At 74.0% G+C, this 20376-nt stretch carries 17 protein-coding genes; 10 read left to right on the plus strand and 7 right to left on the minus strand.

Features of this window, described 5'->3' with window-relative positions:
* Positions 1–54: 54 nt before the first annotated feature.
* The 6 genes from BO39_RS16125 to BO39_RS16150 all read left to right on the plus strand — a co-directional run bounded on the left by BO39_RS16125 (position 55) and on the right by BO39_RS16150 (position 10254).
* Positions 55–1296, plus strand: a complete 1242-nt coding sequence (locus BO39_RS16125) for an aminotransferase class I/II-fold pyridoxal phosphate-dependent enzyme (protein WP_084698166.1) — start codon at positions 55–57, stop codon at positions 1294–1296.
* A 17-nt stretch (positions 1297–1313) separates the two neighbouring features.
* Positions 1314–2576, plus strand: a complete 1263-nt coding sequence (locus BO39_RS16130) for a glycosyltransferase family 4 protein (protein ID WP_043835326.1) — start codon at positions 1314–1316, stop codon at positions 2574–2576.
* Between the two features lie 140 nt (positions 2577–2716).
* Complete coding sequence (wecB, locus tag BO39_RS16135; RefSeq protein WP_043835180.1) at positions 2717–3835, plus strand: non-hydrolyzing UDP-N-acetylglucosamine 2-epimerase; 1119 nt, start codon at positions 2717–2719, stop codon at positions 3833–3835.
* Positions 3832–6531: a glycosyltransferase gene (locus BO39_RS16140; RefSeq protein ID WP_043835182.1), complete on the plus strand. Its 2700-nt coding sequence runs from the start codon at positions 3832–3834 to the stop codon at positions 6529–6531. The genes wecB and BO39_RS16140 overlap by 4 nt, the downstream gene beginning before the upstream one ends.
* Positions 6532–6540: 9 nt before the next feature.
* A complete protein-coding gene (locus tag BO39_RS16145) occupies positions 6541–8463 on the plus strand; it encodes a polysaccharide biosynthesis protein (protein ID WP_043835185.1) in 1923 nt (640 codons plus the stop codon).
* A gap of 429 nt (positions 8464–8892) precedes the next feature.
* Positions 8893–10254: a nucleotide sugar dehydrogenase gene (locus tag BO39_RS16150; RefSeq protein ID WP_245615201.1), complete on the plus strand. Its 1362-nt coding sequence runs from the start codon at positions 8893–8895 to the stop codon at positions 10252–10254.
* 272 nt (positions 10255–10526) lie between these two features.
* Here the strand turns inward: BO39_RS16150 and holA are convergent, their stop codons facing one another.
* From holA to BO39_RS16180, 6 genes are all read right to left on the minus strand, one after another.
* On the minus strand, positions 10527–11534 hold the full coding sequence (gene holA / locus BO39_RS16155) for a DNA polymerase III subunit delta (RefSeq protein WP_043835187.1): 1008 nt from the start codon (positions 11532–11534) through the stop codon (positions 10527–10529).
* A gap of 13 nt (positions 11535–11547) precedes the next feature.
* Positions 11548–12123 (minus strand): LPS assembly lipoprotein LptE, encoded by a 576-nt coding sequence (gene lptE / locus BO39_RS16160; protein ID WP_084698167.1) that lies wholly within the window; start codon positions 12121–12123, stop codon positions 11548–11550.
* Positions 12089–14656, minus strand: coding sequence for a leucine--tRNA ligase (gene leuS / locus BO39_RS16165; protein WP_043835192.1), 2568 nt, complete (start codon positions 14654–14656; stop codon positions 12089–12091). Before leuS ends, lptE begins: the two co-directional genes overlap by 35 nt.
* Before the next feature lie 102 nt (positions 14657–14758).
* Positions 14759–15289: a DUF3576 domain-containing protein gene (locus BO39_RS16170; RefSeq protein ID WP_043835194.1), complete on the minus strand. Its 531-nt coding sequence runs from the start codon at positions 15287–15289 to the stop codon at positions 14759–14761.
* 140 nt (positions 15290–15429) lie between these two features.
* Positions 15430–16788, minus strand: coding sequence for a porin (locus BO39_RS16175; protein ID WP_043835196.1), 1359 nt, complete (start codon positions 16786–16788; stop codon positions 15430–15432).
* Between the two features lie 216 nt (positions 16789–17004).
* Positions 17005–17610, minus strand: coding sequence for a thiamine phosphate synthase (locus tag BO39_RS16180; RefSeq protein WP_052402186.1), 606 nt, complete (start codon positions 17608–17610; stop codon positions 17005–17007).
* Between BO39_RS16180 and BO39_RS16185 the strand changes: the two genes are divergently transcribed.
* Both BO39_RS16185 and BO39_RS16190 read left to right on the plus strand, forming a co-directional pair.
* The gene (locus tag BO39_RS16185) at positions 17609–18310 is read left to right on the plus strand and encodes a YggS family pyridoxal phosphate-dependent enzyme (RefSeq protein ID WP_043835198.1); all 702 of its coding nucleotides are present in this window, start codon (positions 17609–17611) and stop codon (positions 18308–18310) included. The two genes, BO39_RS16180 and BO39_RS16185, sit on opposite strands and share 2 nt — an antisense overlap.
* The gene (locus BO39_RS16190) at positions 18307–18909 is read left to right on the plus strand and encodes a class I SAM-dependent methyltransferase (protein ID WP_043835200.1); all 603 of its coding nucleotides are present in this window, start codon (positions 18307–18309) and stop codon (positions 18907–18909) included. The genes BO39_RS16185 and BO39_RS16190 overlap by 4 nt, the downstream gene beginning before the upstream one ends.
* A gap of 7 nt (positions 18910–18916) precedes the next feature.
* On the opposite strand, the gene yddG is transcribed toward BO39_RS16190, so the two are convergent.
* Positions 18917–19771 (minus strand): aromatic amino acid exporter YddG, encoded by an 855-nt coding sequence (gene yddG / locus BO39_RS16195; RefSeq protein WP_043835202.1) that lies wholly within the window; start codon positions 19769–19771, stop codon positions 18917–18919.
* Between the two features lie 93 nt (positions 19772–19864).
* Here yddG and BO39_RS16200 point away from each other — a divergent pair, with 93 nt between their 5' ends.
* Positions 19865–20224 (plus strand): phage holin family protein, encoded by a 360-nt coding sequence (locus BO39_RS16200; protein ID WP_043835331.1) that lies wholly within the window; start codon positions 19865–19867, stop codon positions 20222–20224.
* Positions 20221–20343, plus strand: coding sequence for a hypothetical protein (locus BO39_RS34995; protein WP_281175558.1), 123 nt, complete (start codon positions 20221–20223; stop codon positions 20341–20343). Before BO39_RS16200 ends, BO39_RS34995 begins: the two co-directional genes overlap by 4 nt.
* Positions 20344–20376 lie beyond the last annotated feature (33 nt).

Genomic DNA, 20376 nt, shown 5'->3' on the forward strand with positions numbered 1-20376 from the left:
TTGCCCGCTCGCGTAATCTCTCGCAGATTAAACTCTCAATCTCGTGAGGCAGAGATGGCGCTCCGTCTGCTTCCATCGGTGGATCTTCCCCTCACGACCTCCAGGGCGGACGTTCTGGCCTGGCCGAACATCATCCCCTTCCCGCGCCAGGCGGGCGAGGCGGAGGTGGGCGGGCGCGTCTATCTTTCGCCGCCAGAACTCGCAGGGGGCGAGTTCGAGGCGGTGGAGAGGACGCTTCGGAGCGGCTGGATCGCGCCGGCCGGACCCATCCCCCGCGCCTTCGAGGCGGCGCTGGCGGAGGAGACGGGCTTCGGCAAGGTGCTCGCCACCTCCTCGGGCACGGCGGCGCTGCATCTCGGCTTCCGCGTGCTCGGGCTGCAACCAAGCGATGTCATCTGGGCGCCGAGCCTCACCTTCGTCGCGACGGTGGCGCCGGCCATCCAGATGGGCGCGCGCGTCACCTTCCTGGATGTCTCGCCGGAAACCTGGACGCTCGACCCCGAGCTGCTGCGCGAGGCGCTGGCGGCGGCGGCGCGGAAGGGGCGGCTGCCGCGGGTGGTGGTGCCGGTGGACCTCTACGGGCAATGCGCCGACCTCGATGCCATCGTCGCAGTTTGCGATCGCTGGGGCGTGCCGGTGCTGAGCGATTCCGCCGAGAGCCTGGGGGCGAGCGGGCGCGGTGGGGCGAAGGCGGGAAAGGGGGCGCGGCTCGCCTGCTTCTCCTTCAACGGGAACAAGATCATCACGGCCGGGGGCGGCGGCGCTCTGGTTTCCGACGAACCCGCGCTGATCGCGGCGGCGCGGCATCTGAGCACCCAGGCGAAGGAGGCGGCGCCGCACTACCAGCACGAGACGACGGGCTATTCCTACGGGCTCTCCTCGGTGCTGGCGGCGGTCGGGCTCGCGCAGCTCCGCACGCTGGAGGCGCGGGTCGCCTCGCGCCGGGCGGTCTTCGCGCGCTATGTGACGGGGCTGGCGGAGACGCCCGGCATCTCCTTCATGCCGGAGCCGAACTGGGGGCGGTCCTCCCGCTGGCTGACGGTCGCGCTGGTCGATCCCGCCCGCTTCGGGGCGGATCGGGAGGTGGTGCGCCGGGCGCTGGAGGAGGCGGGGATCGAGAGCCGGCCGGTCTGGAAGCCGTTGCACCTGCAGCCGGCTTTCCGCGATGCCGAGGCGGTGGGCGGCGCGGTGTCGGCCGGGCTGTTCGAGCGCGGGCTCTGCCTGCCCTCGGGCAACATGGCGCCGGTGGTGCAGGCGCGGGTGATCGAGACCATCCGCCGCCTGGCGCGGCACTGAAGCACGGACGAACGGCGCTGCGTCTTCTCTATCTCCACCAGCACTACTCCGGGCCGCGCGGCGCGACGGCGACGCGGGCGCATGCCATGGCGCGCGCCATGGCCGCGCGCGGGCACGAGGTGACGCTTGCCTGCGGCCGCTACGAGGGAGCGGTGACGGGCCTCACCGGGCCTTTCGCCAACGGCGCCCGGGAGGGCCGGGTGGCGGGCTTCCGCGTGGTGGAATTCGACATCCCCTGCGGCAACGGGCAGGCGCTGGCGGCGCGCACGCGGGCCTTCCTGCGCTACGCGATGCGCGCGGCCTCCCTCGGGATGGCTGGGGACTACGACCTCGTGCTCGCCTCCTCCACGCCGCTGACGGTCGCGCTGCCGGCGCTGGCGCTGCGGCGGCTGCGCGGCCTGCCCTTCGTCTTCGAGATCCGCGATCCCTGGCCGGAGCTGCCGCGCGCGCTCTCGGAGGCGCGGATGCCCGGTGGCGTGCCGGGGCCGGTGCTGGCAGGGATGGACCGGCTGGCGACGGCGGCCTGCCGTGGCGCCGCGGCCGTGATCGGGCTGACCGAGGGCATGGCCGAGACCGCCCGCGCGCGCGGCGCGGCGAGCGTGCAGGTGGTGCCGAACGGCTGCGACCTCGACCTCTTCGGGCCGCAGGTGGCGCCCTGGCGGCCGGAGGAGGCCGCCTCGGGCGAGGTGCTGGCGGTCTATGCCGGGGCGCACGGGCGCGCGAACGGGCTGGACGCCGCGATCGAGGCGGCGACGCGGCTGCGCAATGCGGGGGAGCGGCGGCTGCGGCTGGTGCTGGTGGGCGAGGGAAGCGAGCGGGCGCGGCTGGTGGCCGAGGCGGCGCGACGGGAGCTGCCGAACGTCACCTTCCTTCCCCCCATGCCCAAGACGCAGGTGGCGGCGCTGCTCTCGGCCGCGGGGATCGGGCTGCACCTGCTGGCGCCTGTCCCGGCCTTCGCGGAGTGGACGGCACCGAACAAGCTGATGGACTGCCTCGCGGCCGGGCTGCCGGTGGTGACGAACGCGGCCGGGCGCGCGGCGCGGCTGCTGGAGGCGGGGCCGCAGGGGCCGGCCTGCGGGCTGGCGGCCCCGCCCGGCGACGTGCCGGCCCTGGCGGAAGCGCTGGCCGAGCTGGCGGGCGCGCCGGGGCTGCGGCAGGCCATGGGGGCGGCCGCGCGGTCGCGGGCCGTGCGGTACTGGGACCGGCGGCTGCACGCGGCGCGGTTCTGCGACATCCTGGAGGAGGCGGCGGGGGTGGTCCCGCTGGCGAGGGCGGCCTGAGCGGGGCTTCGCCGGCCGGTGCGGTTTCCGCCGCGCAGGCCTGCCCGCGGTGGCCGTGCCGGTGGCCGGGCAGCGTGGCCGGGCAGCGTGGCGGGCGGTGAGACGGGAGGGGGCGCCGATGCGCCCCTCGGCGGGGTCTGATGGTTCCTGAACTGCACCTGGTGGCGGCCGCGCGGCCCAACCTGCCGAAGCTCGCGGCGCTCTGGCACGCGCTGGCGGAGGCGCCGCCCTTCCTCACGCCGGTGATCGTCCATACGGGGCAGCACCACGACGCCGCGATGTTCGGCGGTCACCTGGCCGATCTCGGCCTGCCGGCGCCGCATGTCTCCCTCGGTGTCTCGGGCGGGGGGCATGCGGGGCTGACGGGGCGGACGATGATGGCCTGCGCCGATCTCTGGTCCGCGCGGCGGCCCGGCATGGTGGTGGTGGCGGGCGATGTGGACGGCACGCTGGCGGCGGCGCTGGCCGCGCGCAAGCTCGGCCTTCCGGTCGCGCATCTCGAGGCCGGGCTGCGCTGCGGCGACCTCGACATGCCCGAGGAGATCAACCGCCGGGCGGTGGATGCGGTGAGCACCCTCCTCTGGGCGCCCGACGAGGGAACGGCGGCGCGGCTGGTGGCGGAGGGACACGACCCGCTGACGGTGCGGGCGGTGGGCAACACGATGATCGACAGCCTGCGCCGCGCCCTGCCGGCCGCGCGGACGCGGGCACTGCCGGCGGGGCTCCCGGAAGGAGGCTACGGGGTGCTGACGCTGCACCGGCCCGCCAATGTGGACAGCCGGCAGGCGCTGTCCGGCCTGCTGGAAGCGGTGGCGGAGGCGGCGCGGCAACTGCCACTGGCCTGGCCGATGCACCCGAGAACGGCGGAACGGCTTTTGGAATTCGGCCTGCTCGTGCCAGAAAGGGTCATGCGCCTGCCGCCGCTCGGATATCTCGACTTCCTGGGACTGCTGGCCCGCGCGCGCCTGGTGGCGACGGATAGCGGGGGCGTGCAGGAGGAGGCCTGGGCGCTGGACCTGCCCTGCCTGACGCTGCGCCCCTCCACCGAGCGGCCGGTGACGCTGGAGGCGGGGACGAACCGCCTGGTGCCGCCCGAGGGGCTGGCCAGGGGGGGCCTGGCGGCGGCGGTGGCGGCGCTGCTGGCGGGCGACCGGCCGAGGGCGCGGCCGATCCCGCTCTGGGACGGGCGCGCGGGGGAACGGATGGTCGCGCATCTTCTCGAAGCGATGGGTGGCGGGATGGCGGGGCGGGCGGCATGAGCGAGGCGCACAACACCCGCAGCGGACCGGCGCGGGGCCCCAAGCGAGCGGATGCGGGCGGCGGGCCGGCGGGTGGCCGGGTCGAGTTGCCGCGTGGGCGCGATGCCGCCGCCGGGCCCTCGGGCAAGGGCCGCGCGCCGGGCGTGGAGGCGCCGCTGGTCCTCATGCTCTCGGCCGCGCATCCGCCGACGGACCTGCGGATCGTTGCCAAGGAGGGCGCCGCGCTCGTGCAGGCGGGCTGGCGGGTGACGCATCTCGCCCCCGCGCCGCAGCGCGGGGCGAAGGACGTGCCGGCGAGCCAGGCGGGCGTTCTCCTCGCCACCTATCCCCGCCCCTCCGGCTGGATCGGGCGGCTGCGGGCGGCGCGGGCGCTGGCGAAGCGGGCGGCGAGGCTGAAGGCCGACGTGATCCACGCGCACGAGCCGGACAGCTGGTATGCCGCCATCAAGGCCGCCGGGCGCACCGGCGCGGCCGTGGTGCTCGACGTGCACGAGCACTATCCCTCCCGCCTCGATGGCCGGCTGCCGCGGCCCCTTCGCGGGCTGGGCCGCTGGGCGGTTCGGGCGGCCTGCAAGTGGATGGCCGCGCGGGCCGATGCCGTGGTGGTGGCGAAGGACGGGCTGGAGGACGCCTTTCCCGATGTGCAGATCGTGCCCGTGCGGAACTACGCTGCCGCCGTGCCCGTGGAGCCGCGCGAGCACCGGCCGGGGCCGCTGACCCTCGTGCATCTCGGCGCCCTGACGCGCGAGCGCGGCGCCTTCGAGATGCTGCGCGCGCTGGCGCAATGCCCGGAGGGCACGCGGCTCTCGCTCATCGGGCGCTTCACCGACGGCAGCGAGACGGACTTCCTCTCGGAGGCGAAGCGGCTGGGCGTGGCGGGTGCGGTGGAGCGCCACGGCTGGATGCCGCACCAGGCCGCGGTGACCCTGGCGGCGACCGCCGATATCGGCCTCGTGCTGTTCCAGCCGGGCCACGAGAACCACCGCCTGGCACTGCCGCACAAGCTGTTCGACTGCATGCTGGCCGGGCTTCCCGTGATCGTGCCCGACTTCGCCGAGGAGGTGGCGGCGGTGGTGCGCGAGACCGGCTGCGGGATGCTGGTGGACACCGCCGACCCCAGGACGATCGCAGAGGCCGTGCGCGCGCTGGCCGACCCGGCGCTGCGGGCGGAGATGGGTGCGGCGGGACGGGCCGCGGCGCTCGGCCGCTTCGGCTGGGCGGGGGAGGCCGCACGGTTGGTCGAGCTCTACCAGGATCTCGCGCCGCTGCCGGCGGGCCTGGAAGCGGAGGATGGGCTTCGGGCCGCCCTGGCGGGGGCCGTCCGCGAGGCGCCGCCGCAGGCGGAAGCCGCGCCGCGATCGCCGGCCACCGGTGGCCCCGCGCCCGTGGCGCAGCAGAACCCCGCGCCCGTGGCGCAGCAGAACCCCGCGCCGCTGGCGCAGCGGCAACCTGTGCCCGTGGTGCGCGAACGGCCGGTTCCTCTGGTGCGGGCGCCGTCTGCGCCCGTGATGCAGGCACCGCCGGCCGGTCCAGCGGGGACGGTTGTCGCCAGCCCGACCGCGACGCCGGCGGTGCCCCTTCCCGTAGCGCGGCAGCAGGTGCCTTCCCCGCTGGACCCGATGGAGGCTTTCGCGAGCCTTTCCGCGGCGATGCGCGCCGCGCCGCCGCTGGCGCGGGAACCGCTGGCCCCGGCCGCGCCGCTTGCGCCCGCCGCGGGCCTGGGCGATGCCTTCGCGAGCCTCTCGGCCGCGATGCGCGCTGCAGGGCCACCCGCCTCGGGCACGCCGGATCCGGCGGGCGCCTTCGAGAGTCTTTCCGCCACGATGCGCGTCGTCGCCCCGCTTCCCGACGAGCGCCCTGCGCCGGTTGCGCCCCTGCCGGCGCCGCCTATCGATACCGCAAGCGCCTTCGCGAGCCTCTCGGCCGCGATGCGCGTGGCCTCGCCGCGGCCGCCGGCGGCTTCCCGGACCGGGGCGGGCGCCGGAGCCGCTGCTTCCCCGGCCGTGCCGCGCCTCCTCCTCGATGCCGCGCTGAACAAGGCGGAGGCGATGCCGGCGACCTTCGCCGCGCTCCTAGCCCGCGAGGCGCCGGAGCGGTCGCCGGGACCGCCGTCGCCGGAGAACCTGCCGCCGTCGCAAGTGCTGGGCTCCCTGCCCGTACCGGCCCCGCCTGCCCCTTCCCCGGCCCGGCCGACGCCGGCGGTGGCGCTGGAATCCGTGGTGCGGGCGATCCGCGCGGGGGGAGCGCCGGTCCCGGCACCGGTTCCCGTGCCGCCCGCTGCCGAGGCCGCCGCGCCCTTCCCGCTGCTGGCGGCGGTGGGCGATGCCATCCAGGCACCGCCGCCCCCGCCCGCGTCGCCGCGCCCGGTGTCCCCGCCACGCCTGGCGCCGCTGCAGCCGGCCCTGACGGGGCGGCCGATCGAGGTCCCGCCCGGCGTGGAGGGGGAGCGGCTGCTGGCCGAGGCCGGGCTTTCCGGGGCTGCGGTGCCGGCCAGCGTCGCCGCCGTCCTCGCGCGCCAGGCCAGGCCGCAGGGCTTGCCCGAGGCGGTGCCGATCCTCACTTCCGACATTCCCTTGATCGAGGCCGGGCTGCGCGCCGCGGGCCCGGCGAGGGCAGATCCCGAAACCCCCGGATGGCGCCTGCTGCAAGCCGCGCCTCCGCCGGCGGCGGCCCCGGTTGCCGACGCCGGCCGCTAGGCTGATCCCATGGCGCCCCAGCGCATCCTGCTGAATCTCGCGCTCGACCTTGCGCTTGCCGCTCTCGCCCTGCCGCTCGCGCTGCTGCTCGCGGCGCCCGGGAACTGGCCGGCCGCCGGGTGGTGGGGGCCGGCCGTGGCCGGGGCCCTGCTCGCCTTCGTGGCGGCGGCGCTGCCGCTGCGCCTGCCGCGGCAGTACTGGCGCTATGCCGGGCTGCCGGACCTCCTGCCCGTCGTCGGCGCCTCGCTCGCGGCGGCGCTGTTGTTCTGGGGCGGGCTGGTGCTGTCCGGCGCCTGGCGGCCGCCGAACGCGGCCTTCCCGCTGCTGCATGCGGGCGCCCTGGCGGCGCTGGTCGGGGGGGCGCGGCTGATCGGGCGCATCCTCTCGGCGCACCGGGCGGGGCCGGCTTCCGACGTGCCGGCGCAGCCGGTGCTGCTGGTGGGCGGCGGCGATGCGGCGGACCTCTTCATCCGCGCGCTGATCGCCCAGCGCGCGCCGGGCTACCGGGTGGAGGGGATTCTGGCGCCCCGCGCGCGGCAGCGGGGGCGGCGCATCCTCGGCGTGCCGATCCTCGGGACGGTGGAGAATGCGGGAGCGGTGCTCGACGCGCTGCGCGCCGATGCGCGGCTGCCGGCGCTGATCGTGCTGGCCGACCCCTCGCTTTCCGGGCCCGTGCTGGAGGCGCTGCTGGACGCCGCGGACCGGCACGGGGTTTCCGTGCGCCGCGCGCCCCGCGTGACGGCGCTGGACCCGGCGAGCGCCCGCCCGCAGGCCGCCCGGCGGATCGACCTTCGCCCCGTCTCGATCGAGGAGCTGCTGGACCGCCCGCAGGTGCCGCTCGACCGCGAGGGCATGGCGCGGCTCATCCAGGGGCGGCGCGTGCTGGTGACGGGGGCGGGCGGGACGATCGGCAGCGAGCTGTCGCGGCAGATCGCGGCGCTCGGGCCCTCGACCCTGACGCTGCTCGATCACGGGGAGTTCGCGCTCTACGAGATCGACCTGGAACTCTCGGAGAGCCATCCGGCCGTCGCGCGGCGCGCAATGCTGGCCGATGTGCGCGACGAGCCGCGGCTGCGGCGGCTGATGGAGGAGATCCGGCCGGAGCTGGTCTTCCACGCCGCCGCGCTGAAGCACGTGCCGATGGTGGAGAACGACCCTTTGGAGGGGCTGCTGACCAACGCGCTGGGCACGCGGCTGATCGCCGACGCCGCGCGGGCGAATGGCTGCCGGGCGATGGTCTTCATCTCCACCGACAAGGCGGTGAACCCGACGAGCGTGATGGGCGCCTCCAAGCGGCTGGCGGAGATGTACTGCCAGGCGCTCGATGTCGCGGCGCGCGCGGGCGGCGGGATGCGCTGCGTGACCGTGCGCTTCGGCAACGTGCTGGGCTCCACCGGCTCCGTCGTGCCGCTGTTCCGGCGGCAGCTTGAGCGCGGCGGGCCGCTGACCGTGACCCACCCCGACATGCGCCGCTACTTCATGACGGTGCGCGAGGCCGTGGGGCTGGTGCTGCAGGCGAGCGTGATCGGCGCCGAGGACCGCGCGGACCAGCCGCCGGAGCTGCGCGAGGGCGGGATCTTCGTGCTCGACATGGGCAAGCCCGTGAAGATCGTGGACCTCGCGCGCCGAATGATCCGCCTTGCCGGGCTGCGGCCGGAAGAGGACGTGGAGATCCGCTTCACCGGCCTCCGGCCCGGCGAGAAGCTGTTCGAGGAGATGTTCCACGGGCAGGAGCCGCCGCGGCCGACCGGCTTCCCCGGCCTGCTCGTGGCCACCCCGCGCACGGCGGATGCGGCCCTGGTCGGGCGCGCGATCGACGAGGTCTCGGGCGCGGCGCGCGGCGGGCAGTCGCGGCTGGCGCTCGCCGGGCTGGCGCGGATGGTGCCGGAATTCGAGCACGCGCCGAATGCGCCGGTGGCGGGGCGGGCTTGATGGGGTGCTGCCGGTGACTCCGGGGAGAGGAGAAAGGAATTCTTCCTCTCCCCGGACCCCTCCCCATCATCTTTTTCTATCTGTTTGAGGGATTTCTACGGCCGGTGCGCCTCGGGTCGTGGACCCGAGGCGACTGCCCCTTCAGGAATGTTTCGCGACAGCCAGACAGGGATCCAAGGGCCTCAGGCCCTTGGCGGGAGAGGTTTGGAGAGGGCGTAGCCCTCTCCGGCGGGCAAGGCGCCAAACCGACACCCGGGAGACACATACGAGCGTGCTTCGTAGGCAGTAGTCGAGAGAGGTTGATCACGGACTTGCGAGGACGTGTCGCAACCGGCTCAATACGCGGGCTGATGGAGCACAGAACGTGATGTCCTCGCCTGCTACGGATCCGCGAGAGGTTTGCCCTGCCTGCGGGCGGGAGGACATGTCGTGAACCAAGTGCTGGCCCGTGATGCGGGGGTGGGGCATCACCTGCGCGACCGGTTGCTCGAGTTGCTGGAGACGCGCGAGGCGCGGATCGGGGTCGTGGGGCTCGGCTATGCCGGGCTGCCGCTGGCGCTGCGGTATGCGGAGCTGGGCTTTCCGGTCGAGGGCTTCGACATCGACCCGGCGAAGGTCCTGGCCATCGAGGCGGGGCGGAGCCCGGTGCACGGCATCGCGGATGAGCGGATCGCGGCGGCACGGGCGCTGGGCGGGCTGCGGGCGCATATGACGGCGACGGCGGCGGCGCTCTGCGACGCGCTGATCATCTGCGTGCCGACGCCGATCGGGCCGCACAAGGAGCCGGACCTCTCGGCGGTACGGGACACGCTGGCGGCGCTGGCACCGCATCTGCGGCCCGGCCAGGCTGTGGCGCTGGAGAGCACCACCTATCCCGGCACGACGGAGGAGCTGGTGCTGCCGGTGCTGGCGGCGGCCGGGCTCACGGCCGGGGGGGACGCCTTTGTCATCTACTCCCCCGAGCGGGAGGATCCGGGCAATCCCCACGGGACGGTCGCGCGGGTGCCGAAGCTGGTGGCAGGGGCGACGGCGGATTGCCTTGCCGTTGGTCGCGCCCTTTACGCCCCAGTGGCGGGCGGCATCGTTCCGGTCTCCTCGCTCGCGGCCGCCGAGTTGGCGAAGTGCTATGAGAACGTGTTTCGCGCCGTGAATATCGGGCTGGTGAACGAGCTGAAGCGCATCGCGCACGCGATGGCGCTCGACGTGCACGAGGTGATCGACGCCGCGGCCACCAAGCCCTTCGGCTTCATGCCCTTCCGGCCCGGGCCGGGGCTGGGTGGGCACTGCATTCCCGTCGATCCCTACTACCTCGCCTGGAAGGCACGGGAGCTGGGGGTGCCGAGCGACTTCGTGGAGCTGGCAGGACGGGTGAACGACGCGATGCCCGGCTATGCCGTGGAGCGGCTGCGGGACGCGCTGGACGAGCGGGGCACGCCGCTGCGGGGTGCGCGGATCCTGTTGCTGGGCCTCGCCTACAAGCCCGGCGTGCCGGACACGCGGGAGAGCCCGGCCGTGGAGATCTTCCGCCTGCTCGAGGCGCGCGGGGCGAGGCTGACCTACCACGACCCGCTGGTGCCGCGCTTTCCCGTGACGCGGCGGCTGCACGGTGCCTCGCCGGAACTGGAGAGCGTTGCGCTCGACGAGGCGACGGTCGCGGCCCAGGACGCTGTGGTGGTGGTGACGCCGCAGCCGGGGATGGACCTGGCCATGGTGCGACGGGTCGCGGCGCTGGTGGTGGATACGCGGGGGGTGATGCGCGGGGAGGGGGATGGGGTGGTGGTGATGGCCTGAACCGGAGAGGGCTCTGCTCTGCGGACCTCCGGGCGAACGCGCAGCGTCCGTCCTGCGCCCGCCAGGGCTGAGGCCCTTGGATCCCCCGGCTCACGCGGATGCGATGATCCGCGGCCGGCATTCTCCAATGCCCTTCCAGCGCGTAGTCGCCCCGGGTCATGGACCCGAGGCACACCGGCCGCAGAGGTTTTTCAGACCCGAAGAAGATGATGGTGTGGGACTCGGGGAGAGGATGAATTCCGTCCTCCTCTGCCCGGAGCCACCGGCGCCGCCTATCCCCGCCGGGCGAGGGTGGCCGACTGCCGCGCGATGGTGAGCAGGGCCGTCCGTGCCACCGCCGCGTCCGGCACGGGCCGGCCAGTGCCGCCGGATTTCGACAGGCGTTCGGCTTCCAGGAGGCTGGCGAGGACGGTTTCGAGAATTTCCGGGCGCCAGTGGCGCAGCGCCTTCTCGAAGCCGGGGCGGCTGCGGAAGAAGACGGGCGGCTGCAGGGCCTGCATGCCCGCGACGGAGGCGAGGTGCAGGCGCTGGACGTGGCGCAGCAGGGCGCGGAGCACCTGGACCGGGTTGGCGCCCTCCGACATCGCGGATTCGAGGGCGCGGTCGGCGGTGGCAACGTCGCCGGCGGTGGCGGCGACGAGGGCCTCGTCGAGTTCGAGGGCGGAGCCGTCGCCGATGCAGGCGAGCACGTCCTCCTCTGCCAGGCGGCCGCCGGGGCCGGCATAGAGGGCGAGTTTCTCGAGTTCGCGGCGCAGCGTCCCGCGGTCGTCGCCGAGGCGGCCGGCGAGCCAGGCGATGGCGGCGGGTTCGGCGGTGACGCCGGCCTCGCGCAGGATGGCGGCGATGCTGGCCGAGAGCTCGGCGCCGCGCTCGCGGTAGCAGGCGATGGCGGCGGCACGGGGGTTGGTTTCGGCGAGCTGGCGGAGCTTGGAGCGGGCGGGGAGTTCGCCGGCTTCGAGGATGACGAGGGTGTCGCCGGGCGCTTCCAGCACCTCCCGCAGGGGGGCGGCGAGGGCGTCGGTGGCGTCGCGCACGCGGATGACGCGGCGGCCGCCGATGAGGGAGAGGGCGGCGGCCTCTCCGGCAAGGGCGCCGGGGCGGGCGGCGGCATCGCGCGGGAGGTCGGCGACGCGGAAGGGGTCGTTGCCGGGGGCGATGGCCTCCTGCAGGGCATCGGCGCGCTCGCGCGCGAGGCCGGCGTCCTCGCCGTAGAGGAGGGCCGCGCGGGTGGTGCCGGGGTCCTTCAGGAAGGCCGCGAGGCGGCGGGCGTCGAGCTTCATCGGGCGCCGCCGCTCAGGCGGCGGGGCGGTCGCGGAGCGCGAGGGCGAGGCGGATGGTCATGTCCTCGGCGAGGCGGTCCACGAGGCGGCGCTCGGCGGCCTCGCTGCTGACGGTGGAGGAGAAGAACTCGAGGTCGACGATGTTGAAGGAGTCCATCGCCCGCACGGTGCCGGCCGCGATCTGCTGGGGCGGCACCGAGAGGGTGGAAAGCGTCCAGGGCGCGGACATGGTGATGCGGAAGCGGGAGGGAGAGCCGTCCCGCCGGTAGCCCTGCGCCTCGTAGGAGGGGAGGACGTAGGTGGTAAGCAGGTAGCGCGCGGCCGGGGCGCTGCGGTCGCGGGAGGCCAGGCGGCGCTCCAGCCCCTGGTGGAGAAGCTGACCGCTGCGACCGTAGGTGGGGCCGATGCGGATGGCCGCGAGCTCGGGGCCGACGGCGGTGCCGGCCTCCCCGGGCTCGGGCGGGGCGTTCAGCGGATGGAAGCCGCAGCCGGCGAGGGTTGAGGCGCCAAGGGCGGCCAGCAACCCGCGTCGGGCGACCCCGCCGCGCGGTTCCTCAGACGACGAAGTTGACGATTCGGCCTGGGACATGAATGCGCTTCCGGATGGGCTTGCCCGCGATGGCACGCTGCACGTTCTCCTCGGCCTCGGCTGCCGCGAGCACCGCATCTTCCGGCGTTCCGACCGGCAGGGAAAGGGTGGCGCGCAGCTTGCCGAGAACCTGGACGGCGATCGTCATCGTCTCGGCCGCCAGCAGCGCGGTGTCGGCCTCCGGCCAGGGCATCAGCGCCACCAGTTGCGCGTCGCCGGGGTGGAGGATGGACCAGAGCTCCTCCGCCAGGTGCGGCATCATGGGGGCGACGAGCCGGGCCATGACCGAGACCGCCTCGCGCCGCGCCTCGATCCCGGCAGGGCTCGACTCGATGGCGTTGGCGAACTCGTGCAGGCGGGCGACGGCGACGTTGAAGGTGAAGCCCTCCAGCGCCGCGGTCACGGCGGCGATGGTGCGGTGGGTGGCCTGCATGAGCGGGCGGGGCTCGCCGTCGCCGCCGCGCTGCTCCAGGTTGGCCGCGAGGCGCCAGAGGCGCTGGACGAAGCGGTGGGCGCCGGCAACACCGGCCTCGGACCACTCCATGTCGCGCTCGGGCGGGTTGTCCGCCAGGATGAACCAGCGGGCGGTGTCGGCGCCGTAGCGGGAGATGATGGCGCCGGGGTCCACCGTGTTGCGCTTGGACTTCGACATCTTGTCGTTGCGCGAGACGATGAGCGGGATGCCCGTGCCCTTCTCCACCGCGCTGCCGTCGGCCGCGACCTCCACCTCGTCGGGCGCGAGCCAGCGGTTGTCGGGCGCCTTGTAGGAGGCGTGCTGGACCATGCCCTGGGTGAACAGGCCGGTGAAGGGCTCGGGCGTCTTCAGCTGGCCCATGGTGGAAAGGGCGCGGGTGAAGAAGCGGGCGTAGAGAAGGTGCAGGATCGCGTGCTCGATCCCGCCGATATACTGGTCCACCGGCAGCCAGGCGTCGGTGGCGGCGGGCGTGATCGGCGCCTCGGCATGGGGGGAGCAGAAGCGGGCGAAATACCAGGAACTGTCGACGAAGGTGTCGCAGGTATCCGTCTCGCGCCGGGCCGCCGCCCCGCAGGAGGGGCAGGCGACGTGCTTCCAGCTCGGGTGGTGGTCGAGCGGGTTGCCGGGGACGGAGAAGTCCACGTCCTCCGGCAGGCGCACCGGGAGCTGGTCCTTGGGCACGGGGACGGTGCCGCAGGAGTCGCAGTGGATCACCGGGATGGGGCAGCCCCAGTAGCGCTGGCGGGAGACGCCCCAGTCGCGCAGGCGCCAGTTCACGACGCCCTTGCCGAGGCCCTTCGCCTCCAGCGCGTCGATCGCGGCGCGCTTGCCGGCCTCGCTGCCGAGGCCGTTCAGGAAATCGGAGTTGTAGAGGGTGCCGTCGCCGGTCCAGGCGGTCTTGCCGATGGAGAAGGCGGCGGGGTCCTCGCCGGGGGGGAGGACCACGGGCGGGACGGGCAGGCCGTACTTGCGCGCGAAGTCGAGGTCGCGCTGGTCATGCGCCGGACAGCCAAAAAGGGCGCCGGTGCCGTATTCCATGAGGACGAAGTTGGCGATCCAGACGGGGAAGGTCGCGCCCTCGATGAAGGGGTGGGCGACGCGGAAGCCGGTGTCGAAGCCCTTCTTCTCGGCCTGCTCGATGGCGGCCTCGCTGGTGCCCTGGCTGCGGCACTCCGCGATGAAGGCAGCGGCCGCGGGGTCGCGCGCCCCGGCGGCGGCGGCCAGCGGGTGCTCGGCGGCAACGGCCAGGAAGGACATGCCGTAGAGCGTGTCGGGGCGGGTGGTGAAGACCTCCACCTCGGTGGTGCCCTGGACGGGCTCGGCGAGCGGGAAGCGGACGCGCGCGCCCTCGCTGCGGCCGATCCAGTTCGCCTGCATCGTCCGCACGCGCTCGGGCCAGCGGTCGAGGGTGTCGAGGGCGGAGAGCAGGTCGGGGGCGAACTTCGTGATGGCGAGGAACCACTGGGAGAGCTCGCGCTTCTCCACGGGGGCGCCGGAGCGCCAGCCGCGGCCGTCGATCACCTGCTCGTTCGCGAGCACGGTGCCATCAACGGGGTCCCAGTTCACCCAGGACTTGCGGCGCTCCACCAGGCCGGCCGCGAGGAAGTCGAGGAAGAGGGCCTGCTGCTTGCCGTAGTACTCGGGGTCGCAGGTGGCGAATTCACGGGCCCAGTCGAGCGAGAGGCCCATGCTCTGCAGCTCGGCGCGCATGGCCGCGATATTGGCGTAGGTCCAGGCGGCGGGATGGGTGCCGCGCTCGCGCGCCGCGTTCTCGGCGGGCAGGCCGAAGGCGTCCCAGCCCATGGGGTGCATCACCTCATGGCCGCGGGCGCGCTTGTAGCGGGCCACGACGTCGCCGAGCGTGTAGTTCCGCACATGCCCCATATGGATCTTGCCGGAGGGGTAGGGGAACATCTCCAGCACGTAGTATTTCGGCTTCGTGCCGTCCGGCACGTCGGGGGCGGCGAAGCAGGCACGATCGCCCCAGGCCTGCTGCCAGCGGGGCTCGGCGGCGGCGAAGTCATAGCGAGCGGGAGAGTCGGGCGGTCCGTCTGTCATGAGGGGGCCAGTTCGGGCCTTTGCGGTGGTCCGTTCCCATATGCCGGGGCGCGCGGGGTGGGAAGTGCCCTTGCGGCTTCCCTGGGCTGCGCCAGTGGCCGCCTAGAGCGCCGCGGACTGGCTCCGCAACTCGCGGGCGCGGGCGAGGACCTTGTCCTCCAGCTCGGTGCCCGTGGCGGTGGCGACGGGGGCGTCCATCCAGATGCCGTTGCGGAGTTCCTGGCGGAAGACCGAGACGCGCACGCCGTCCGAGCGGAGTTGGCGGCCGAGGATATAGGCGGTGGCGCGGAAGCGCTCCCCCTGGGCCGCGGGGGGCGTGTACCAGTCGGTGATGATGACGCCGCCGAAGGGATCGGCCGAGGCGAGCGGCATGAAGGAGAGGGTGTCGAGGCTGGCGCGCCAGAGATAGGCGTTCACGCCGAGGCCGGCCTGGTCGCCACCCGCGCCGCCCTCGCGGTTGCGGCTGCGGTCGGTGCCGAGGATCAGCAGGCCGTCCTGGTTGCCGGAGATGCGGCCCTGGACCCGGGCGCGGCGGCTGTCGTCGTAGTACTCGTTGTTCTCCACCTGCCGGGTCTGCCCGCAGGCGGCGACGAGGACGGGAAGGGCGAGGACGGCGAGACGAAGGGGGCGCATGGGCGCGCAGGTAAGGCAGCGTCGGGGCGCGACGCAAGGGCTAAAACATTGCGCGATGCAGCGCGGTTACCATTTGCGCAAAAGAAAGGGCGGCGGGTTTCCCCGCCGCCCCATTCGTTCCGCCTAGGCGGAGTAACGGATCAGAACGCGACCCGGAAACCGGCGAGGACCGTGCCGACCGTCGAGCCGCGCTGGATGGCGGTGCCGGCCGCAGTGGTCGCTGCCGTGACGGCGTTGCCCGTCAGGAAGTCGAAGCCACGCTCCTTGCGCTGGGTCTGGATGTACTCGGCGAAGAAGTCGAGGCCGGGCGCGACGCGGTAGTTGCCGCCGACGGCAAAGCCCGTCTCACGACGGTCGCCCGTAAGGGCGGTGGACGTCGGGCCGCCGGCGCCGCTCAGGGCCTGGCTGCCGGCAGAGACCGACTGAGCAAAGTGACCGCCGACGGTGATCGCGTCGATGGTGTAGGTGGCGCCGACGAGGAAGGAGTCGAGGCGGCGGTCATCGACCGGGTTCGCGGCGGAGCTCTCAAGGCGGGTCGTGAAGTTGCCGTTCGAGCTGCCGCCCGTGTACCAGCCGCCCACGGTGAAGCCGTAAGCCGTGGCGGCCGCACCAGCCCAGATCATGTTGATGCGCTCGGGCGAGAAGCCGGTGGTGTTCTTGATGACGTCGGCGCCGAAGTAACCGACGGTGGCCGTCAGGCCGACGGGGCCGAAGGACCCGCGCCAGCGGAGGGCGGCCTGCAGCTCGTTGCGGCGACGGGTGTTCACGCCCGAGATGGCGGAGGTGCGGTCGCAGAAGGCCGCGTTGGCGAGGCTGTCGCAGCCCGAGTTGGCGCCATCGTTCGTGTTGAACGAGAAGCTCGCGCCCGCGTCGAAGCCGAGGAACTGCGGGGACAGGTAGATGAGCTTCGTGTTGTCGCCCGCGTCGTTCACGGTGCTGAACGTGGCGCGCTGGTTGCCGCCGATGGCCTGCTGGTACTGGTCGCCCGAGTCGAGGCCGCCGACGCCGAAGCCGGTGATGTGGCCGGACTGCAGCTGCTGGATCGCGCCGTCCTCGTCACCGTAGCGGATCTGGCCCCAGTTGCCGGCGAGGTAGGCCCAGGCCTCGTCGAAGGCGAGCGTGTTCTTGCCGGAGTTGCTCACGACGTTGGTCGCGGGGTTGCCGGCCTGCGGCTGACGGTAGGCGTCGTTCTCGATCTCGAGGGCCACGCCGTAGCGGAGGCCGTTGGCAGCCTTGCCGGAGGCGAGGATGTGGATCTCGATCTCGTTGGTGAAGTCGGACTTCCCGAGGCGGGTCGTCGCGTTGCTGTCACCGGTCTGGTTCGTGTAGTTGTACATGGCGCGGTAGTAGCCGCCGAGGCGAACCTCGAGGCCGCGCATCGAGGTGCCGGCGGCGCCCATCGAGCTGTCCGAGAAGCTGACACCCTGGGCCATCGCGCCACCCGGCGCGAAGAGGGCAGCGGCGGCGGCGGCCGTGCTGCCGAGAAGAAGCTTACGCATCCCAAATCCTCCTGACGTACCGGGGAGCAGCCCCGGCGCTTCACGCGACCCGCCCGCCCCCCTCGGCGGGTTTGCCGCGAGAAATGCATCCATCGGATGCGCCCCCCTTTGGCCGAGCCCGGCCGAACTATGGTTCAGTGAATTGCAGGGCGTCCATGGCGCAATCGGGTGGAACGCGACATCCGTGAAACACTGTGGCCAGCCGGCCACATGGGTTCAGGCCAAGCCGCCGATGGCTGCCCAGCCCGCCGCGCCCACATGCCCGGAAAGCCGGCCAAGCCCCGGCAGGCGGCGGCTGTTGCAGGAGGTGAGGCCGCCGAGGGCGACGACGGGCCGCCCCGCCCGGCGGGCGAGTGCCGCCCAGCGCAACAGGCCGAGGGCGGGGGCGTCGGGGTGGCTCGCGGTCGGAAAAACCGGGGAGAGGATGACGAGGTCGGCCCGCAGGCGTCGGGCGCGGGCGATTCCCGCCCGGCCATGGGCGGCAACCGATAGAAGCGGCGGGCGCGCACCGCGGCGGGCGAGGAGCAGGGGGAGGATTCCCGCCGCCGCGCGGCGGTCCGGCAGGTGCAGCCCGGCGCGGAGGGCGAGGGCGTCACGGCCCTGCCCGGAGAGAAGAAGGTGAAGGCGGCGCGCGCGGGCGAGGGCGGCCAGCGGGCGCAGCAGGCCCGGGGCGACGTCCCGCGCCAGCACCGCGCTGCCTGGCGGCAGGCGCCGGGCGGCCGCGCGGGGGTCAGGCAGGCGCCTGGGGTCGCTCAGCAGCCAGAGCGGCGGGATGCCTCGGTTCCAGGCGCGGCCGTTCTGCCCTAGCTTCCCGCGCCGCATGACCGAACCCCTGCCTGCCCCCGATGCCGAAGCCATCGCCGCGAACCTTGCCCGGATCAAGGCGCGGATCGCGGCGGCCTGCGAGGGGGCGGGGCGGGATGCTTCCGCGGTGACGCTCGTGGCCGTCTCCAAGACGCATCCGGCGGCGGCGGTGGAGGCGGCCCTGGCGGCGGGGCAGCTGAGCTTCGGGGAGAACCGGGTGCAGGAGGCGGCGGGGAAGTTCCCGGCCCTGCGCGCCGCGCATCCGGGCATGCGGCTGCACCTGATCGGCGGGTTGCAGACGAACAAGGCGCGGGACGCCGTGCGGGTGGCGGACGTGATCGAGAGCCTCGACCGCCCGCGTCTGGCGGAGGCGATCGCGGAGGCGATCCGGCGGGAGGGCCGGGCGCCGGAGCTGCTGGTGCAGGTGAACACCGGGGCGGAGCCGCAGAAATCGGGCGTGGCGCGGGAGGAGGCCTCGGCCTTCCTGCGCGCCCTCCGCGAGACGCATGGGCTGGCCATCTCGGGCGCCATGTGCATCCCGCCCGAGGGCGAGGACCCGGTGCCGCATTTCCGCTGGCTGGCCGCCTTCGCCGCCGACGAGGGGCTATCGGTGCTGTCGATGGGGATGAGCGGGGACTTCGAGGCGGCGGTCGCCTGCGGGGCCACGCAGGTGAGGGTGGGCAGCGCCATCTTCGGGGCGAGGCCCTATCCGGCATGAGCGACGCGGCGGCCTGGGACACGCGCTACGCCGGGGGCGGCTTCGCCTTCGGGGAGGCGCCGAACCGGCATCTGGCAGCGCAGGACTGGCGGCTGCGGCCGGGAATGCGGGCGCTGGCGCTGGGCGACGGCGAGGGCCGGAACGGGGCTTGGCTGGCCGGGCGGGGTCTGGAGGTGACCTCGGTGGATTGGTCGGCGGCAGGGCTGGCCAAGGCCGCCGCGCTGGCCGAGGCGCGCGAGGTGGCGCTGCGGACGGTGGTGGCGGACCTCGTGGCCTGGGATTGGCCGGTGGACGCCTTCGACCTCGTGGCCTGGATCTTCGTGCACCTGCCGCCCAGGGACCGGGCCGTGGTGGCGGCCGGGGCCGCGGCGGCGCTGGCGCCGGGCGGGCTGCTGGTGCTGGAGGGCTTCACCCCCGCGCAGGAGGGGCGGCGCTCGGGCGGGCCGCGCGATCCCTTGCTGCTCTGGTCGGCCGCGCTGGTGCGTGAGCACTTCGCGGAACTCGAGGTGCTGGAATGCCTCGAAGGCACGGTGGTGCTGGACGAGGGGCCGAAGCACCAGGGGCCCGCCGAGGTCGTGCGGGCCGTCTTGCGGAAGTAGCGCCCGCTCAGGCCGTCGCCTCGCTCCGGGCGGAGGCCGCCAGCCAGCCACCGCCGACGACGAGCGCCGCCGCGACCAGCACGCGCGGCCCGGCCTGTCCCTCCCCCGCGAGGAGAAGGAGGAGGGTGGAGGCGACCGGGACGGCATAGGCCAGGGTGCCGAGCAGGCGCGGATCGCCGCGCTTCATGCCGACATCCCAGAGAAAGAAGGCGGCGCCGACCGGGCCGAGGCCGAGGAGGAGGGCGGCGGCCCATTCGCGCGGGCTGGGGATGACCGTGGTCTCGAAGAGGAAGTGGGCGAGGGCGGCCAGCGCCGCCGAGCCGAGGCAGAAGCCGGCGACGGCCTCGGTCGGCACGGCCGAGAGGCGGCGGGCGGTGACGGAGTAGAGGGCCCAGACGAGGGCCGCCGCCGCCGCGCAGAGGAAGCCGGGGATGGCCCCCGGCGGGAAGGCGGCGCCCGGTCCGACGACGAGCGCGCAGCCCAAGAAGCCGAGCGCGACGCCCGCGAGGCGGCGGGACCCGAGATGGAGCCCAAGGATCGGGGCGGAGAGAAGGACGATGAGCAGCGGCCAGAGATAGTTGATGAGGCTCGCCTCTACCGGCGGCGCCCAGGCGAGGGCGGCGAAGTAGAGGGCATGGTAGCCGAAGAGCCCGCCCACCCCGTGCGCCCAGGCGATGGGCGGCTGGCGCAGGGCGGCGAGTTGACCGCGGGCCGCGAGCCAGGCGGTGGCGAGGAGCCCGGCGGCAGCGAAGGCCATGGCCGTGACCTGCAGCGGCGGCAGCCCGGCCGCCCCGCGCGCGAGGAGGGCGAGGAAGGCCCAGAGGGCGAGCGCGCCGATGCCTGAGGCGGTCGCGCGGCTCACGCCGCGACCCTGGCAACCGGTGGGCGGAGGGCGCGTTGCCCCAGCATTGGGCCGGAAAGTTCCGGCGCTGCCCCGGGCGAGGAGTTGGACACGGTGGGATTCCTGATCAGAACGGTCATCACGGCCGTTGCCTTTTACATCGCCGCGAATGTCGTCACAGGGCTGTGGTTCTCCAGCCTGACGACCCTGATCATCGCGGCCATCATCTTCGGCGTGGTGAATGCGGTGATCCGGCCGATCATCGCGACACTGTCGCTGCCGCTGACGGTGCTAACACTCGGATTGTTCACGCTGGTGGTGAACGCCATAATGCTGGGTATCACGGCGCTGGTAATGCCGGGAATGCGGATCACGAACTTCTCGGCCGCCTTCTTCGGCGCGATCATCATCTGGCTGGTGTCCTGGATCGCGAACAAGTTCGTGGGCGACCGCGGCACGGCGGCGGCGCGATGACCGCGGCGGTCATCGCGGCGGTGGCGATCGCCGCGGCGGCCGCTGCGGCGGTGGCTGCCGTGAGCGGGCCGGCGCCGCGGCCGGTGCCGGTCCGGGCGCGGGGCGCGCGTCGCCGGTGAGCCGGCGGCAGTGTCCTGAGGGGATGCCGCCGG

It is taken from the genome of Roseomonas aerilata DSM 19363 (assembly GCF_000711725.1).
GTDB classification, from domain to species: domain Bacteria; phylum Pseudomonadota; class Alphaproteobacteria; order Acetobacterales; family Acetobacteraceae; genus Roseomonas; species Roseomonas aerilata.

Bases quoted from the DNA above. Each gene is read 5' to 3' on its own strand.
- BO39_RS16175 (WP_043835196.1), bottom strand. From the start codon at position 16,788: ATGCGTAAGCTTCTTCTCGGCAGCACGGCCGCCGCCGCCGCTGCCCTC.
- BO39_RS16125 (WP_084698166.1), top strand. From the start codon at position 55: ATGGCGCTCCGTCTGCTTCCATCGGTGGATCTTCCCCTCACGACCTCC.
- BO39_RS16140 (WP_043835182.1), top strand. From the start codon at position 3,832: ATGAGCGAGGCGCACAACACCCGCAGCGGACCGGCGCGGGGCCCCAAG.
- BO39_RS16170 (WP_043835194.1), bottom strand. From the start codon at position 15,289: ATGCGCCCCCTTCGTCTCGCCGTCCTCGCCCTTCCCGTCCTCGTCGCC.
- BO39_RS16190 (WP_043835200.1), top strand. From the start codon at position 18,307: ATGAGCGACGCGGCGGCCTGGGACACGCGCTACGCCGGGGGCGGCTTC.
- leuS (WP_043835192.1), bottom strand. From the start codon at position 14,656: ATGACAGACGGACCGCCCGACTCTCCCGCTCGCTATGACTTCGCCGCC.
- BO39_RS16180 (WP_052402186.1), bottom strand. From the start codon at position 17,610: ATGCGGCGCGGGAAGCTAGGGCAGAACGGCCGCGCCTGGAACCGAGGC.
- BO39_RS16185 (WP_043835198.1), top strand. From the start codon at position 17,609: ATGACCGAACCCCTGCCTGCCCCCGATGCCGAAGCCATCGCCGCGAAC.
- BO39_RS34995 (WP_281175558.1), top strand. From the start codon at position 20,221: ATGACCGCGGCGGTCATCGCGGCGGTGGCGATCGCCGCGGCGGCCGCT.
- lptE (WP_084698167.1), bottom strand. From the start codon at position 12,123: ATGTCCCAGGCCGAATCGTCAACTTCGTCGTCTGAGGAACCGCGCGGC.
- BO39_RS16145 (WP_043835185.1), top strand. From the start codon at position 6,541: ATGGCGCCCCAGCGCATCCTGCTGAATCTCGCGCTCGACCTTGCGCTT.
- wecB (WP_043835180.1), top strand. From the start codon at position 2,717: ATGGTTCCTGAACTGCACCTGGTGGCGGCCGCGCGGCCCAACCTGCCG.
- holA (WP_043835187.1), bottom strand. From the start codon at position 11,534: ATGAAGCTCGACGCCCGCCGCCTCGCGGCCTTCCTGAAGGACCCCGGC.